Source organism: Halohasta salina, assembly GCF_024178165.1.
GTDB lineage: Archaea > Halobacteriota > Halobacteria > Halobacteriales > Haloferacaceae > Halohasta > Halohasta salina.
In genome coordinates this window covers 239858-254969 of sequence record NZ_JAMZIE010000001.1, presented here as the reverse complement: position 1 = coordinate 254969, position 15112 = coordinate 239858, and the positions used below count along the sequence as shown (strand labels likewise).

General features: G+C 64.0%; 15 protein-coding genes. 8 read left to right on the top strand and 7 right to left on the bottom strand.

The annotated features are described in order from the left end of the window. Positions 1-1329, top strand: a complete 1329-nt coding sequence (locus tag NKJ34_RS01230) for a hypothetical protein (protein WP_253736441.1) — start codon at positions 1-3, stop codon at positions 1327-1329. Positions 1330-1356: 27 nt separating this feature from the next. Here NKJ34_RS01230 and NKJ34_RS01225 read toward each other — a convergent pair whose 3' ends face one another. After that, a complete protein-coding gene (locus NKJ34_RS01225; protein WP_253736440.1) occupies positions 1357-1938 on the bottom strand; it encodes a DUF2150 family protein in 582 nt (193 codons plus the stop codon). 257 nt (positions 1939-2195) lie between these two features. Between NKJ34_RS01225 and NKJ34_RS01220 the strand changes: the two genes are divergently transcribed. Both NKJ34_RS01220 and NKJ34_RS01215 read left to right on the top strand, forming a co-directional pair. Continuing rightward, positions 2196-4262, top strand: coding sequence for a PAS domain S-box protein (locus NKJ34_RS01220; protein WP_253736439.1), 2067 nt, complete (start codon positions 2196-2198; stop codon positions 4260-4262). Positions 4263-4506: 244 nt separating this feature from the next. After that, the gene (locus NKJ34_RS01215; RefSeq protein ID WP_253736438.1) at positions 4507-5391 is read left to right on the top strand and encodes a halocyanin domain-containing protein; all 885 of its coding nucleotides are present in this window, start codon (positions 4507-4509) and stop codon (positions 5389-5391) included. Between the two features lie 11 nt (positions 5392-5402). Here NKJ34_RS01215 and NKJ34_RS01210 read toward each other — a convergent pair whose 3' ends face one another. Together NKJ34_RS01210 and NKJ34_RS01205 are read right to left on the bottom strand one after the other, a co-directional pair. Further along, positions 5403-6248, bottom strand: a complete 846-nt coding sequence (locus tag NKJ34_RS01210; RefSeq protein ID WP_253736437.1) for a TatD family hydrolase — start codon at positions 6246-6248, stop codon at positions 5403-5405. Between the two features lie 42 nt (positions 6249-6290). Further along, a complete protein-coding gene (locus NKJ34_RS01205; RefSeq protein WP_253736436.1) occupies positions 6291-6836 on the bottom strand; it encodes an HIT family protein in 546 nt (181 codons plus the stop codon). A 128-nt stretch (positions 6837-6964) separates the two neighbouring features. Between NKJ34_RS01205 and NKJ34_RS01200 the strand changes: the two genes are divergently transcribed. Continuing rightward, positions 6965-7165 (top strand): DUF7835 family putative zinc beta-ribbon protein, encoded by a 201-nt coding sequence (locus NKJ34_RS01200; RefSeq protein ID WP_253736435.1) that lies wholly within the window; start codon positions 6965-6967, stop codon positions 7163-7165. A 17-nt stretch (positions 7166-7182) separates the two neighbouring features. Here the strand turns inward: NKJ34_RS01200 and map are convergent, their stop codons facing one another. Together map and NKJ34_RS01190 are read right to left on the bottom strand one after the other, a co-directional pair. Then, a complete protein-coding gene (map, locus tag NKJ34_RS01195; RefSeq protein ID WP_253736434.1) occupies positions 7183-8088 on the bottom strand; it encodes a type II methionyl aminopeptidase in 906 nt (301 codons plus the stop codon). A gap of 78 nt (positions 8089-8166) precedes the next feature. Beyond that, the gene (locus tag NKJ34_RS01190) at positions 8167-8508 is read right to left on the bottom strand and encodes a HalOD1 output domain-containing protein (RefSeq protein ID WP_253736433.1); all 342 of its coding nucleotides are present in this window, start codon (positions 8506-8508) and stop codon (positions 8167-8169) included. Positions 8509-8740: 232 nt separating this feature from the next. Between NKJ34_RS01190 and icd the strand changes: the two genes are divergently transcribed. Further along, positions 8741-10003 carry an isocitrate dehydrogenase (NADP(+)) gene (gene icd / locus NKJ34_RS01185; RefSeq protein ID WP_253736432.1) on the top strand — a complete coding sequence of 421 codons (1263 nt, stop codon included), beginning with the start codon at positions 8741-8743 and terminating at the stop codon, positions 10001-10003. Positions 10004-10120: 117 nt separating this feature from the next. Next, positions 10121-11092, top strand: a complete 972-nt coding sequence (gene uppS / locus NKJ34_RS01180) for a polyprenyl diphosphate synthase (protein ID WP_253736431.1) — start codon at positions 10121-10123, stop codon at positions 11090-11092. 58 nt (positions 11093-11150) lie between these two features. Here uppS and NKJ34_RS01175 read toward each other — a convergent pair whose 3' ends face one another. Continuing rightward, positions 11151-11756: an undecaprenyl diphosphate synthase family protein gene (locus NKJ34_RS01175; protein WP_253736430.1), complete on the bottom strand. Its 606-nt coding sequence runs from the start codon at positions 11754-11756 to the stop codon at positions 11151-11153. Between the two features lie 105 nt (positions 11757-11861). On the opposite strand from NKJ34_RS01175, the gene NKJ34_RS01170 reads away from it, so the two are divergent. Then, complete coding sequence (locus NKJ34_RS01170; RefSeq protein ID WP_253736429.1) at positions 11862-13175, top strand: DUF92 domain-containing protein; 1314 nt, start codon at positions 11862-11864, stop codon at positions 13173-13175. Beyond that, a complete protein-coding gene (locus NKJ34_RS01165) occupies positions 13175-13639 on the top strand; it encodes a GNAT family N-acetyltransferase (protein WP_253736428.1) in 465 nt (154 codons plus the stop codon). The genes NKJ34_RS01170 and NKJ34_RS01165 overlap by 1 nt, the downstream gene beginning before the upstream one ends. 20 nt (positions 13640-13659) lie before the next feature. Here the strand turns inward: NKJ34_RS01165 and dnaG are convergent, their stop codons facing one another. Further along, positions 13660-15063 carry a DNA primase DnaG gene (gene dnaG / locus NKJ34_RS01160; protein WP_253736427.1) on the bottom strand — a complete coding sequence of 468 codons (1404 nt, stop codon included), beginning with the start codon at positions 15061-15063 and terminating at the stop codon, positions 13660-13662. Between the last annotated feature and the right edge of the window lie 49 nt (positions 15064-15112).

Below are 15112 nucleotides of genomic sequence, written 5' to 3'. Positions count from 1 at the left end.
ATGTCTCGTTTCAATTCAAACACGACGTTTGGTGACGATAGACGCGCTGTAACAGCCGTCCTTGGGTTGATTTTGATCTTTGCAATATTGGCCCTCACCCTGACGATCTATCAAGCCCAAATTGTCCCGCAGCAAAACGCGCAGGTCGAATTTCAACACTACCAGAACGTTCAGAACGATCTCATTCAACTCCGAAACTCCATCTCGACGGCAGGACAGGCGGATACCTCACAATTCACACGCGTGACGCTGGGAACGACCTACCAGACTCGGGTGGCAACGATCAATCCCGTCGCCCCGGCCGGAACGCTCAGAACGTCCGACGAGTACAATATCACCGTCGACAACGGGGATGTTTCGAAGAACGTGTCGACACGGTTTCTCGAATACGAACCACGATACAACGAAATAACGGCTGGCTCGATCTGGTACGAGCACTCGGTGCTGTACGTCGACGAGAGAAATCAGGGGACAGTACGCATCATCGAGGATCAGAACCTGATGACGAACCGCAGTAGTTCGTTCCGGCTTACCGCCGTCCAAAACGAGTTTGAGGAAACAGGCACACATCGAGCGGTTATCGAGATCTATCCGAGCGAAAAAATAACCGAGTCCGATTTGCCAGAGGGCGAAATCGATATCACGATCCCGACTCGTCTGAACAAGTCGGAATACTGGGGCGAACAATTCGGTTCGGATGTCGACGTGACGGAAGACTACTACGATACCGGCGTCCACAGGCTTGACCTAAGCAATCTGAGTATCAGTTCGAACAATTTCAAATTCAACACTGTCGGTATTAGAGAGAAACCGGAAGCCGACCAACCAAAACAGAATGTAGGGCCGTCGAGTCAACGTAGGAGCGACGAAAACGGCGATACTAGTGATGACAGCGATGAGGGGCAAGCCGGTGCAATCCAAGTAACACCGGATGTCAAGTCTGCAGGTAATAGTGGGATGTATGAATTTGGATTAGAAAATACAGGCGATATCGATGCAACAATTGTTGCTATCGGTGTGAATGATACAACAGTATCTTCAGTTGAGAAGGTTGGTGGGAAGAGTAACGATGATATACTCACTGCGGTAGGCTACGGTCAAATTGTTTCAGATGTCATACAAATAGACAGCGACAACCCAAATCAAGCAAATAGATACAATTTCAGTACGGATGTTGTGATTGCTCAAAATAACGAACAATTGTTTGAGTTCGATCGGTTCAGGGACGCCAGTAACGGTAATGGTGCCATGAAAGGCAGCAGCGTGACCATTACGTTGTGGTTCAGTGACGGGACGTCGACCACGTTACTACTAGATCCAAATGCGTAGCAAACCAGTTGAGAAACGCTCGTTTAATTATTCCTCGTCGATGACTTCCGGATCCGCAAACGCGTCCTGCAGGCTGTCAAGCCCGTTGAGCCACTCGGAGACGATCCACGACTCGATCTCGTCGACCTCGCTGCCGTCGAACTCCGCGCCGTCGATGATCTGGGTGCCCGCCTGCACGAGGTAGGCGAGGGCGGCGTCGACGTCTTCCTCCTCGACAGCAACCTCGATGGCGGCGTCGATACACTCCTCGATGGGGTACTCCTCGACGGGGCCGCCGATGACGTACTCCTCGGCGGCATAGAAGACGGGCACGAGGCTGGTCTGGACGCTGTCGATCAACAGCAGTTCCTCCTCGCCGTCGAACTCCGGTTCGGCCATGACGACCTCATTGATGAATTCGAGCTTGTCGAGGGTGGTCTCCTCGTCGACGCGGCCGTCCTCGGCCGCCGAGATCACCTTGGCGATGGCGATCGTCGTGTCGTTCTGGAGGTTGAAATAGAGCCGGGCGAACTCCTCGCTTTCGGGATCGAGCTCTTCGTCTTCGACCCGCGTTAGCCAGTTCTGCCAGCGATCTTCGGAGTAGAACGTCTCGGCGGGCTCATCTGTCATACGTCATTACTCTGGGTGGGGACTCAAATGCCTTTCTTATCCACCGACGCCTGACGGCCGTAGCTGGATCGTAGCCGTGGTATTTCTCATGATATTCTACAACCAACCGATAACAACGGCCGGTCACGGCTCTCGTCGACGACCTATATGACAGAATAAAATACAGTAGCCGGATAGATCGTCTATCGACTCGGTTACCCCCTACGTGATGAATATTTTTAATAAGGTTATTATTTATTCAACCCTGCTATATTCGAATGGTAGCGACAAATGTCGGTATAGGATTATTATTTTTCGCTGCTGCGGTCCCGTGTTTTGCCGGCGTCTTCCGTGTCTCGCGGCTCCAACAGCGGGACGTGCGCCTCGGACTCCGCGCGCTCCTGTTGACGGTCGGCACGTGGGCCCTCCTACAGGCTGCCCAGATGCTGACCCAGTCGACGACACTCGCGACGGCGCTGTTTACCGCGGGACTGATCGTCGGCTTCGGGACGGTCTTCGCGTGGCTCTACTTCACGTCGGCCTACACCGGCCGAACACTCCACAGACAGCGTTCCTACCGGCTGTTCGCGGTCGCGCTGTACGCCACAGTGGTGCTGTTCAAACTCACGAACCCGATCCACGGCCTGCATTTCACCGCCGAGATGGCGACCGAACCCTACACCCGGCTCGTCGTCGACCATGGCCCGATCTACTGGCTGCTGTTCCTGTCTGCCTACGGGCTGACGGCGATCGGGATGTACTTCCTCGTTCGGATGTTCCGGCAGTCGACCCAGTCGACGTGGAAACTGACCGGCCTCGTCGGGATCACCGGGCTGGCTATCGTACCGAAAGCGGTCAGTGCCGCCTATCCCGCGGTGCTCCCGGAGTTGAGCTACGAACCCATCGGCGTGGCCCTCTTCGCGCTCGGGGCGCTGTATCTCGTCGAGGATACGTTTCTCAGCCTCGAAACACCGGTGCGGAACCAGCTGTTCGAGCGGACCAACAAGGGCGTGATCTCGGTCGGCTCGGAGGGCGAGATCCACGAGTACAACCGACAAGCGGCGACGTTCTTCCCGGCGCTCGACGGAGGAATCCGGACCGTCGACGATCTGTTCGGTCGGCTCCCGGTCGAACAGCTCACAGACGACACCCGGATCGTGGAAGCCGACCGGAACGGCGAGGAGTGCGTCTACTTGCTCACCAGCCGGTCACTGGAGCTCGGCCCTCATCAGGTCGGGCGGACGCTCATCGTCCAGGACATCACCGAGAGCTACGAACGGAAACAGGACCTCCAGCTGTTCCGCAAGGCCGTCGACAACGCGAGTCAAGCCATCCTCATCACCGATCGTGATGGGGAGATAGAGTACGTCAATACCGCCTTCGAGGACCAGACGGGGTACACCGAAGCCGAGGTGCTCGGCCGCTCGCCGAACGTCCTCAAATCCGGCAAGCAGGATTCGAACTACTACGCGAACTTCTGGGAGACCATCGTCGGCGGCGAGCAGTGGGAAGCGACGATCGTCAATCAGCGGCAATCCGGCGAGCTCTACACGGTCAGACAGCAGGTCTCGCCGCTCACGGACGACGACGGCGATGTCACTCACTTCGTCGGCATCGAGTCGGACGTAACCGAGCAGCGACGGCGAGAACAGCAGTTGACGGTGCTCAACCGGGTGTTACGCCACAACCTCCGGAACGGGATCAACGTCATTCAGGGCAACATCGACATGCTCAAAGAGCGACTCGACGACGAGGCGCTCCTGTCGCTTGTCGACGCGGTCGACAGCCGGGCCGAAGAGCTGGCCCGACAGAGCGCGAAGGCTGGCAAGCTCCAGTCGCTGATGGATCAGGAGCTTTCGTCGGATGCGAGCTACGACGTCTGTGGGACGCTCGAACGGCTTCGAGACGAGTTCGCCGACAGCAATCCGAACGCGTCGATCGCGGTCGAGTGTTCCCAGCGCCCGCAGGTAAAGGCGGATACGCGACTGGAACTGGTCCTGACGGAACTGTTCCGGAACGCGATCCTCCACAACGAGCGGTCAGACCTCCAGATCACGGCCACGGTACGACCGGCGACCGTCGAGCAGACCAACACTTGGATCGCGATCTCCATCGAGGACAACGGGTCGGGGATCCCCGACCACGAAAAGGAGACGCTGGAAACTGGGGAGGAGACGCCGCTCCAGCACGGTACCGGGCTGGGACTGTGGCTCGTCCACTGGACGATCGACCTCTTCGGCGGCGAGGTCAACATCGAAACGCGTGGCACCGGAACGCGCGTCACTGTGACGCTCTTGGAGGCCGACGAGCCCGACGGCGAAGACCCCGAAGCGAACGGGAAGTGATCGACAGGTCACCGACTGAGCGTCGACTCGGTGTCGATCCCGTAGACGCGCTCGGGGGCCTCGACGTGGGCCGTCCGGATCGCCTCGTCGTACTCGGCGGCCACCGTCTGTCATGTCTCGCGTGCCTCACCGGCTGTTTCTGAATAGTTGCCACACTTCAGTTGTGTATTCGCTGGATTAGCTACAGAACAGTCATTTTAGTCATCCCTAAGCCCTTGTTTATAACTAACTCACATCTAGGGGTATGCCACGCACACACAGACGTCGTCAGATGCTACAGAGCGCGGCAACTGTCGGGCTTCTCTCAATCGCTGGCTGTCTCTCCGCGGCGGGCGATAGTCCGGAGTCGGAAGCCGACAACAGCGAGTTGACCGACGAGTATACCCAAGCCACCGAAATCGAGCCGCCAGAGTCGGTCGACGAGTGGCTCGAGAGCGCGAACGGTTACACCGGCGACCGGATCCGAACCGGTACTCGCGGACGCGCCGACATCCACGTTGGCCACGAGTACGACGACGGTCTCGGCTTCGATCCAGTCGTCGTCGAGGTGTCGCCCAACACCATCGTCCGGTGGAACTGGACCGGCCATGGCGGCGTTCACAACGTCGTAGCACTCGATGGGACCTTCGACAGCGGCCGACCGAACGCCCAGCCCGGAACGAGTTACGAGTACGTCTTCGAGGAGCCCGGCACCTATCCCTTCGTCTCGGAGCCGGATCGGGACGACGGGATGAAAGGGCTCGTCGTGGTCGACGAGCCGCCGTCGACCGGCTACGAGACGGTCGACGAATGGGTCGTCCACAGCAGCAACTTCGATGGCGAAATCACCGACCGAACCGACGCCGAGACCGCATCGATCACTGTCGGTGCTGATGGCAACGGCGGCAGCTTGGCGTTCGCGCCTGTAGTGCTCCGGATATCACCCGACACGACCGTGACGTGGGAATGGAGCGCCGAAAGCCCCACGGCGACGATCAGCTTCGAGGAACGCGACATCGACTCCGGAGAGCTGACAAGCGACGCCGACGCGACCTTCGAACACACGTTCGACGAACCCGGCGTCTACAGGTACGCCAGTCTCCCACACAAATCGATCGGCATGCGCGGTGCGATCATCGTCGAACAGTAAGCCGAAGCAACTCACGAGAGCGTCGACTCGGTGTCGATCCCGTAGACGCGCTCGGGGATCTCGACGTGGGCCCTCCGGATCGCCTCATCGTACCCCTGCTCGTGGAGCCACCGCACGCGCCGTGGGACCGTCTTCGGGCCCAGAACCGCACCGGGTCGGTCGGGATCGTCGATGAAGTCGGTCTCCATCAGGAACGGCTCGCCCGACTCGGCGGCGGTCTCGATCCAGTCTTTGTTGCTCATCACGCTCGGCGTCGGGCCGGCGAGCCGCCCGCCAGCGTAGTGTTTGACGACCCGGTGGGCGGGGAGCCCGCGATCTTCGGCCCACTCGGCGACCTCGGTGAGGTCCTCGCTGGCCTCGGTGTGGAGCTGGACCGCACAGTCGACCTCCGCTCCCAGCTCGAAGGCGTGTTTCATCACGTCGTTCGAGGCGTCCCACACCGCGTCGCTTACGTCGTAATGTGGTCGACCCGATTTGAGGCCGAGGGCCTTCCCCTCGCGGACGTAGTCGGCAGCGATATCGAGCACGCCCTGCATGCAGTCGCGGGCCTCGGCGGGCGAACAGCCGCGATCCTCGACGAGCCGACTGATCAGCCCCGGATGGGCCCCGAGGATTGGCCACGCCCGGCCCGGCAGGTGGTCGGTTGCCTCCTCGACGATCCCGATAGTGGTCTCGAACACCGGTCTGAAATCCTCCGGGTCCGTCGAGTCGACGCCGAGTTTCCACGACGGTTGGTTGACGATCAACAGGTGGGTGCCGCCGAGGCGGGCGAACTCCTCGACTGCCTCCATCCCGCGGCCCCGCTTGGGGTCGAGATGCAGATGGTTGTCGAGAACGGGCGTCTGTAGCTCCTCCATGCCTGAGAATTCGTGTGGCCGCCTAAAAGTCGGCAGGTCTCGTTACTCGAAGGCGATCTCGACGGCCGATTCGGGGTCGTCACTGACCGCTTCGGGCTGGGCGGCGAACCCCTCGTGGAGTCGCTCGTAGGTGTCGTCGACGGCCTCGACGATGACGTTCGTCTCACCGACCACCGGCATGAAGTTGGTGTCGCCCCTCCAGCGCGGGACGATGTGGGTGTGGATGTGGTCGCCGATCGAGCCACCGGCACCCTCGCCGAGGTTCATGCCCGTATTGACCCCGTCGGGATGGAGACCCGCATCCAGCGCGCGGAGCGTGACCTGTTTGAGCCGGGCGTGGTCCAACAGTTCGGCTTCGGTGAGGTCCTCGTAGCTGCCGACGTGTCGACGCGGGATTACCATCGCGTGGCCGGGATTGTAGGGATAGTTGTTGAGCAGGACGAACGCGGCGTCGCTTTCGGCGACGACGAGGTTCGACCGGTCGGCGTCCCGTTGCGGCAGTACGCAGAAGGGACAGCCATCGAGGTCGGCGTTCTTGTCGTCGCGCTCGACCCAGTCGATCCGCCACGGGGCGAAGATCTGGTCCATACGAACGGACAGCCACTAAGAACGTATAGTCATGTCCGTTAGGCAGTGACTACTGACTGATCACCGACCGAACATTCAGGATTGTCGGATACTGGTTTTATTCCCGTGTGCGGCCTACCTGCGGCCATATGGCCACGACGCCCTCCACCCCGGACAACACCGTCGAGTACTGTTCGCAGTGTGGCCGTGAGACGCCTCACGCCGTCCGCGTCGAGATCCGCACCGAGAGCCAGAAACCCGAAAACGCGGAGTTCTCCCGGGAGCCCTACCGGGTTACCCGCTGTGTCGACTGCGGCGCGGAGACGACGTTACGGATGAACAACGCGTGAGCGGTGCCGCAACGACGTCAGTCGAAGCCGTGAATGCCGGCGGTCGTAACCTCACAGCCGTCGTCGGTAATTAACAGCGTGTGTTCGGCCTGACTGATCAGCCGGCCGTCGTCCTCTTTGAGCACGGGATACCCCTTGACGACGTCGGCCATCTTGAGCCGCCGGAGGGCCATCTCCGACCGCGAGTTGTCGAGCCACCGGGCGGCAAACGGTAGATCGTCGAACTGGGATAGCTCCTCGAGGAGCTGCCGGGCCCGGCGATCACGAACGCTGCCGTCGGCGACCTGCTCGTAGATTTCCTCGGTCGACCCCTCGCCGACCTTGCCGCGGCCGTCGGTCGCGAAGGGTTCGATGGCGATCGCCTGGCCGACTTCGAGTTCGACGCTCCGGTCGACCGCCCGGTTCGGCACGCTCGGACCGGTGTGGGCGTCGTAGCGCTCGACGCCGTGGCCCGTCAGATTGTAGATCGGCGTGTAGCCGTAGCCGTCGATCACCGACTCGATCTCCGCCCCGATTTTCCCGACCTCGACGCCGGGGCCGGCGGCCTCGACGGCGGCTTCGAGGGCCTGTTCCGAGGCCTCGACGAGTTCGTCGTTGCCGGTGAAGTCGACGGTCACGGCGGCGTCGGCGATGTAGCCGTCGACGTGGACGCCGATGTCGAGACAGATCATCTCGTCGCCGAACTCGGTGTCGTCATCGCGGGCCGGCGTCGCGTGGGAGGCTTCCTCGTCGACCGAGATGTTGACCGGGAAGGCGAGTCCCGCCCCGGCCTCCCGGATCATGTCCTCGGCGTACTCGGCGACCTCGAGTTGCGTGACCCCCGGCTCGATCATCTCGCGGGCCTCGGTCATCGTCTCGGCGAGGATTTCGCCGGCCTCACGGTAGCTGTCGACTGCCGTCTCATCGAGGGATCCACTGCTCATACCTGCTCGGTTGGCCGGTCGTCGACAAAGAGGTTCCGACCGCTGGATCCGGCCAACGGCCGACCGCCGCCGGGACGGTCAGGAGGTCGGCCCGGCCCCGCTCGACGCCGAAGCGTCGTCGACCGTTCCCGGAGCATCGCCAACTGATCCCGTATCGACGTGGATCCGGCCGGTCCCCCAGACGGTGACCTCGACCGTCCCGTGCTGGAAGTTCATCATCCACGACTCCGAGGCGGTCGACTCGAAGAGCCGAACGAGGGTGTCCGGATCGATGCTCTCGGCGAGAACCGGCAGCTCGCCGTCGGTGGCCGCCTCGATCGCCTCGACGACCGCCAGACAGGGATCCCGAACGGACGGGTCGAACGTCGTCCGGTAGACCCCGTCGTCGACGGCGGAGACGTCGGCTGCTGATGCGGTCATACCTCATTATTTATCGTGTGGAGTGACTTAACCATCCGGGGTGAATTATCGCCCGAGAAACAGTATCGGGTCGGCCGCCGATACGTCCGCCCGCTCCAGGCGACTCACTGCGTCGATCGCTCCGGCGGATTATCGGGGGAAGGCGTCTCTCGCGGCCGTATTACCAGTGGGAATGGCCACCACGCGGAGAACGGCAGGACTTTTACCCACCCCTGAAAATTCGTGACCGTCTATGAGCTACGACCAGATCGATGTCCCCGAAGACGGCGAGCAGATTACGCTCGTCGACGAGGAAACCGGGGAACTGAACGTGCCGGAGACGCCAATTATCCCGATTATCTACGGCGACGGAATCGGCTCGGATGTCGGCCCCGCCGCCCAGAAAGTGCTGGACGCGGCTGCCGAGGCCACCGGACGCTCGATCGCGTGGATGCGACTGTACGCCGGCGGCTCGGCCCGCGAGAAGTACGACGAAAACCTCCCGCAGGAGACGGTCGACGCCATCCGAGAACACCGCGTCGCCATCAAGGGGCCGCTGACGACCCCTGTCGGCGCTGGCTTCCGCTCGCTGAACGTCGCGCTCCGTAAGAAGCTCGACCTCTATGCGAACGTCCGACCCACCTACCATCTCGATGGCGTCCCCTCACCCGTGAAGAATCCCAGCGCGATGGATATGATCACCTTCCGGGAGAACACCGAGGACGTCTACGCCGGCATCGAGTGGGAGGCCGGTACCGACGAAGTACAGGAGGTAAAGGAGTTCGTCGAAGACGAGATGGGCTTCGACAACACCATCCACGACGGCCCGGTCGGCATCGGCGTCAAACCGATCACCGAGTTCGGCTCGAAACGACTCATCCGTGAGGCCATCGACTACGCCATCGCCAACGATCGGCCGACGGTCACGCTCGTCCACAAGGGCAACATCATGAAGTTCACCGAGGGCGCGTTCCGTGACTGGGGCTACGAGGTCGCCGAGGAGGAGTACGGCGAGGACGTCCTCACCGAGGACGAACTCTGGGAGGAGTACGACGGCGAACAGCCCGAGGGCACCGTGGTCGTTCAGGACCGCATCGCCGACAACATGCTCCAGCAGATCCTCACGCGGACCGACGAGTACGACGTCATCGCCACGATGAACCTCAACGGCGACTACATGTCCGACGCCGCCGGCGCACAGATCGGCGGTCTCGGCATCGCGCCCGGCGCCAACTTCGGCCACGGCCGCTGTCTGGCCGAGCCGGTCCACGGCAGCGCACCCAAGTACGCCGGCGAGGACAAGGTCAACCCGACGGCGATGATCCTCTCCGGTCGGGAGATGCTTGACTACCTCGGCTGGTCCGACGCCGCCGACCTCGTGCGTGACGCGGTCGAACAGACCATCAGCGAGGGGACGGTCACCTACGACCTCCACCGACAGATCGAGGGCGGCGAGAAGCTCGCCACCAGCGAGTTCGCCGAGGCCGTCGTCGACAAGATCGACGAGCTGGCCTGATCGCTCCCGAACGGAGCGACCCCGGCTGTCACGGTCGACCGCACCGATCTATCACGTTTTTTGTCACTGCAACGAATAAAAAGAGACACATACTATCAGGTAGTTATCCCTTCGTAGATGTATTCGTGGGCGAGCCGACGACTCCAGCAGACCTACGAGCGCCTCCTCCGGCGGGAGATCGGCGACGGGCCGACACACGTCGCCATCATTCAGGACGGCAACCGGCGCTATGCGCGCAAACAGGGCGGGGCTGCGCCCGAGGGCCACCGCGCCGGGGCCGAAACCTCCGAACAGGTCCTCGATTGGTGTGACGACCTCGGGATCAAGGAGCTGACGCTGTATACGTTCTCGACGGAGAACTTCGACCGCCCGGCGGTGGAAAACGAGCCGCTGTTCGACATGATCACGCGGAAGCTCTACGAACTCGCCGACAGCGACCGGCTCCACGACCGGGAGGTCGACATCCGCGCGCTCGGCGAGATCGACCGGCTTCCCGAGCGGGTCCGGGAGGCCATCGCCTACGCCGAGGCCGAAACCGCCGACTACGACCGCTTCCGGCTCAACGTCGCGCTGGCCTACGGCGGCCGCAACGAACTGCTCCGGGCCACACGGGAGATCGCCGCAGCCGTCGACGACGGCGAGCTCGCACCCGAGGCGATCGACGTCGAGACGGTCGAATCCCACCTCTACCGCCAGCCGGTGCGGGACGTCGACCTCATCATTCGCACGGGGGGCGACGAACGCACCTCGAACTTCCTGCCGTGGCACGCCAACGGTAACGAGGCGGCAGTCTACTTCTGTGCGCCCTACTGGCCGGAGTTCTCGAAAGTCGACTTCCTCCGTGGGATCCGGACCTACGAGTCCCGCGAGGAATCGTGGCAACAGAGCAAGGTCGACCGCGCGGCCGCCCTCGTCCGGGCGCTCGGCAGCCTCGAACTCGACGAGGCCCGCCGGGTGGCCGGCCGGCTCCGGGACCAGCTTCCGCGGTCGGCCGCCGAAACGCTGGACGCCGAACTCGCCGACACCGACGCCGAACTCGCTGACACCGACGCCGATCTCGCCGGCGGCAGCACCGAGTCGGCCGACTGACGAGCCGAGAGGGCCGTGGGGCAGGGACTGCCGGCGGCGATCGGCCCGTCGACCCGCTTCAGGTGCCGAACCGGCGCTGGCGGTCGGCGTAATCCAGCAGCGCCCGCAGGTAGTCCCGCTTGCGGAAGTCCCGCCAGTTGACGTCGGTGAAGTACAGCTCCGAGTACACCGACTGCCAGATCATGAAATCCGAGAGCCGCTCGGCCCCTGTTTTGAGTACGAGATCGGGTTCTGCCCGGAAGACGAGCCGGTCGTCGATGTGTTCGGTCTCGATCTCCGCGGGAGTGAGTTCGCCGTCGTCGACGGCCGCCGCGAGCTGCCGGACGGTCTCGGTGAACTCGCGTTTGCCGCCGAGGCCGATCGAGATCCCGATCGGCTCGTCGACGGTTTCGGTGTCGCCGGGTGTTCTGACCGCCAGCGGGAGCGGGGCATCAAGCTCGGCGAGCTCCCGGCGCAGGGTCGGCACCACCGCCTCGTCGAGGACGCTGACCGAGACGGTGACCCGCTCGGCTCCGAACTCGACGGCCCACTCGAAGAAGGCCGCCAGCGTATCGTAGGCCCCCTGTTCGAGCAGGTCACGCTCGGTGAGTACGACTGCGACGTGGCGCGGGGCCTCTCCCGCGTGCCGTCGGAGCCGAACGGCGAGGTAGGTATCGTACAGCACTGGCTGTCCGTTCGGCCGGCCGGCTACAAAAGTCCGTTGTCACCGTATCACAGGGCGTTTCCGCATGTCGGGACCGTTAAGTGCGTCTCGGAGATACCCCGTGGTGTGACAGACCGGCTCCGACGCGCTGGCGGATTCGCGGCCGTCTCCAGCCTCGCGCTGGCGGCCCCGGTGCTCGGGTCGGCGGCGGCGATCCCGTTCGCCGCCATCGCGCTTGCGGCGGCGCTGGCGATCTCCGATGGGCCGCTGTTCGAACTGTTCGCCCGTCCCGGCGATTGGGAGGATCGCCGGCTCAACGGGTTGGCCGGCTTCTCGTTGGCGGCAGCGGCGCTGGCCTTGCTGGCGACCGTCCCGACGACGCCGCTGCCGACCGGCGTCTTCGTCTCGACGGTGTTGATCCTCGGCTTCGGCAACCTCGGCACCGAACTCGTCCGGCGGTACACCGACGAGCCGTTTTTCGTCGTCGCGGGGTTCGTGGCGACCGGCTTCCTGGCCGGGATCGGCGGCCACGTGCTAGTCGACCTACAGGGGTCGACCCCGATCGAGTGGCCCGTGATAACGTTCCTCGCGATCGTCGGGGCGCTGATCGCCGCGCTCCTCCGGGAGTTGCTCTACGAGCAGGACGACCCGCTGGTGTTGCTCTCGGTCGGCCTCGTCGGCTGGCTGTTCGCCGAACTCGTCGCTGCGATCCCGACGGCCGAACTGCTGGCGGCGCTGGCGGTGACGGTGTTCCTCGGGGGGGTCTCCTACGGGCTGGGGACCGCCTCGGTGTCGGGGATGTTGACCGGCGTCCTGTTGGGCGTGTTGACGATCGTCCTCGGCGGCTTCGGCTGGTTCGCGGTGCTGATCGCCTTCTTCGGGATCGGCGGGCTCTCCTCGAAGTTCCGCTACGGCGACAAGGAAGCCCGTGGGGTCGCCGAAGGCAACGACGGGGCCCGCGGCACCGGCAACGTCCTCGCGAACGCGGCAGTCGCACTCGTCGCCGTCCTCGGCTTCGCCGTGGTCGACGGCACGGGCCCGCTGGCGGCCGGCTTCCTCTTCGCGTTCTGTGGCTCGCTTGCGACCGCCCTCGGCGATACCCTCTCAAGCGAGATCGGCGGCCTGTTCGACGACCCGCGGCTGATCACGACGCTCGAACCCGTCGATCCCGGCACCGACGGCGCGGTCACCTGGCAGGGCGAACTCGCCGGCCTCACCGGCGTCGTCCTCACCGGCCTGCTGTCGACGGCGGTCCTCCCGCTGGGGCTGACGTGGCCCGCCGCCGCGGTGGTCGCCGGCGGCGGCCTCCTTGGGATCACCGTCGACAGCCTGCTGGGGGCGACGCTCGAAGGCGGCCGGCTCGGCAACCAGTGGGTCAACTTTCTCGCCACCCTCACCGGCGGACTGGCCAGCGCCGGCCTCGCGGTCTGGCTGCTCTGATGGCCCCCGATTATTCCCTCGTTCGGCCGGCTCGACCGGCCGACGCCGCCGCACTCCGCAGACTCCAGTCGCTGCTCATCGAACCGAGCCCCGAGCTGTTGTCGACGGCGCTCGCCGAGCGCTCGGAGTCGCTGCCGATCCGTACCGCTACACTGCTCGTCTCGCCGACTGCCGACGACCGACCGGTCGGCTACCTGCTGGCGGTCGGCAGCGACCCGACCCATGTCGCCGAACTCGCCGTCGACCCACGCTTTCGCCGCGAGGGACGGGCGAGGGCGCTGCTGGCAACGGCCTGCGGCGACGCCGACGCGGTCACGGTCCACGTGGCCGCCGACAACGAGCCGGCGCGGTCGCTCTACGAGGAGTTCGGCTTCGTCGAAACCGGGCGGTCGGCCGATCGGTTCGACGGTAGTGACTGCCTAACGCTGCGATACTGTCCCGGATCAGACCAGTCAGAAGAGTAGTCGACGCCTACCGAGGGCAGTTAGACCTCGGCTTCGAGGTCGGGATCGGCCGCCCGGAGCTGGTCGGCGGTCAACACGCGAGTGCCGACCGGCTGTTTGACGAACTCGCCGGTCGACCGGGCGACGACGTGGTCCAGTCCACACTGGGCGGCCACGTCGAGCTGGCGCTGTGTGAGTTCGCCGTCGATGACCGCCGCAAACGGCTCGTCGGCGGCCTCGATCGCCGCAACGAGCTCGTCGGGGTCGACCTCGTCGAGGAGTTCGAAGGACGATCCCAGCAGGCGGGCGGTGCCGGTCGAGCCGTCGATGATCGCCCGGAGATGACTCCGAAGCGTCGGCGGCGACGCGGCGTCCCCGTCGGCTTCGCCTGCCGGCTCCGACGCGGTGTCGTCGACCGTCGCGTCGGCGGTGGCATCGTCGCCGTCACCCGCAGGCTCATGGGTGGGCGTCGACGGCTCGGTATCGGTCGTCTCGGTCGTCTCGGTCGAGCCGGTCGGGATCACCTCGACTTCGGTCGGCGACGACGCCTCCTCAGCACCGATCGAGTCGTCGGTCGACGCCGGTGGCTCGGTGGTGCCGGTCTCGACGAGACCGGTGATCGTCTCCCGGAGGTTTCGAGTGTCGCCGAGCCGGTCGGCGGCGATCTTCTCGCGGAGCAGCGAGTGGACCTCACCCCGCGAGAGGTCTTCGACCGACCGGCCCGCGGGTGCGAAGACGACGTAGTCGACGTCGCCGACCTGCAACAGTTCCCGGAGGATCAGCTCGCCGCCCCGGTCGCCGTCGACGAAGGCGGTCGTCGTCCGCTCGGCGGTCAGGTCCGCGACCGCCTCGGGGACGTTGGTTCCCTCGACGCCGATGGCGTTTTTGATCCCGTAGTCGAGCAGTTGGAGCACGTCGGCCCGCCCCTCGACGACGATGATCGCATCGGAGCTCTCGGCGCTCGGCCCCGCCGGCAGCCCGGCGTACTCGTCGATGTCGGCGACCTCGACGGACTGTCTGACGTCGGCCAGAATGTCCTCGCTGTCGACGGCCGTCTCCTCGAAGGCTGTCGCCAACAATTCCTTGGCGCGGTCGACGACCGCGCGGCGTTTGGCCGCTCGCACGTCCTCGATGGAGGTGACCTCGATCGAGGCCCGACAGGGGCCGACCCGTTCGATGGTCTCCAACGAGGCACCGAGGACGGCCGTCTCGGCCTTATCGAGACTGGTGGCGATCGTGAGCTCGCCGAACGACTGGCCGTTCTCCGAGCTGATTTCGACGTCGATGCGACCGACTTTCGAGGACTGCTGGAGGTCCCGGAGATCCAACTCCTCGCCCAGCAGGCCCTCGGTCTGGCCGAACACCGCACCGACGACGTCGCTCCGTTCGACGACGCCGTCGGCGGCGATCCGGGCGTGAATGAGATATTTTGCTGTATCGTCCATGATATCGTTCCCCTCCGAGATGCCGACCGTATCGTCCGAGAGAACGGTC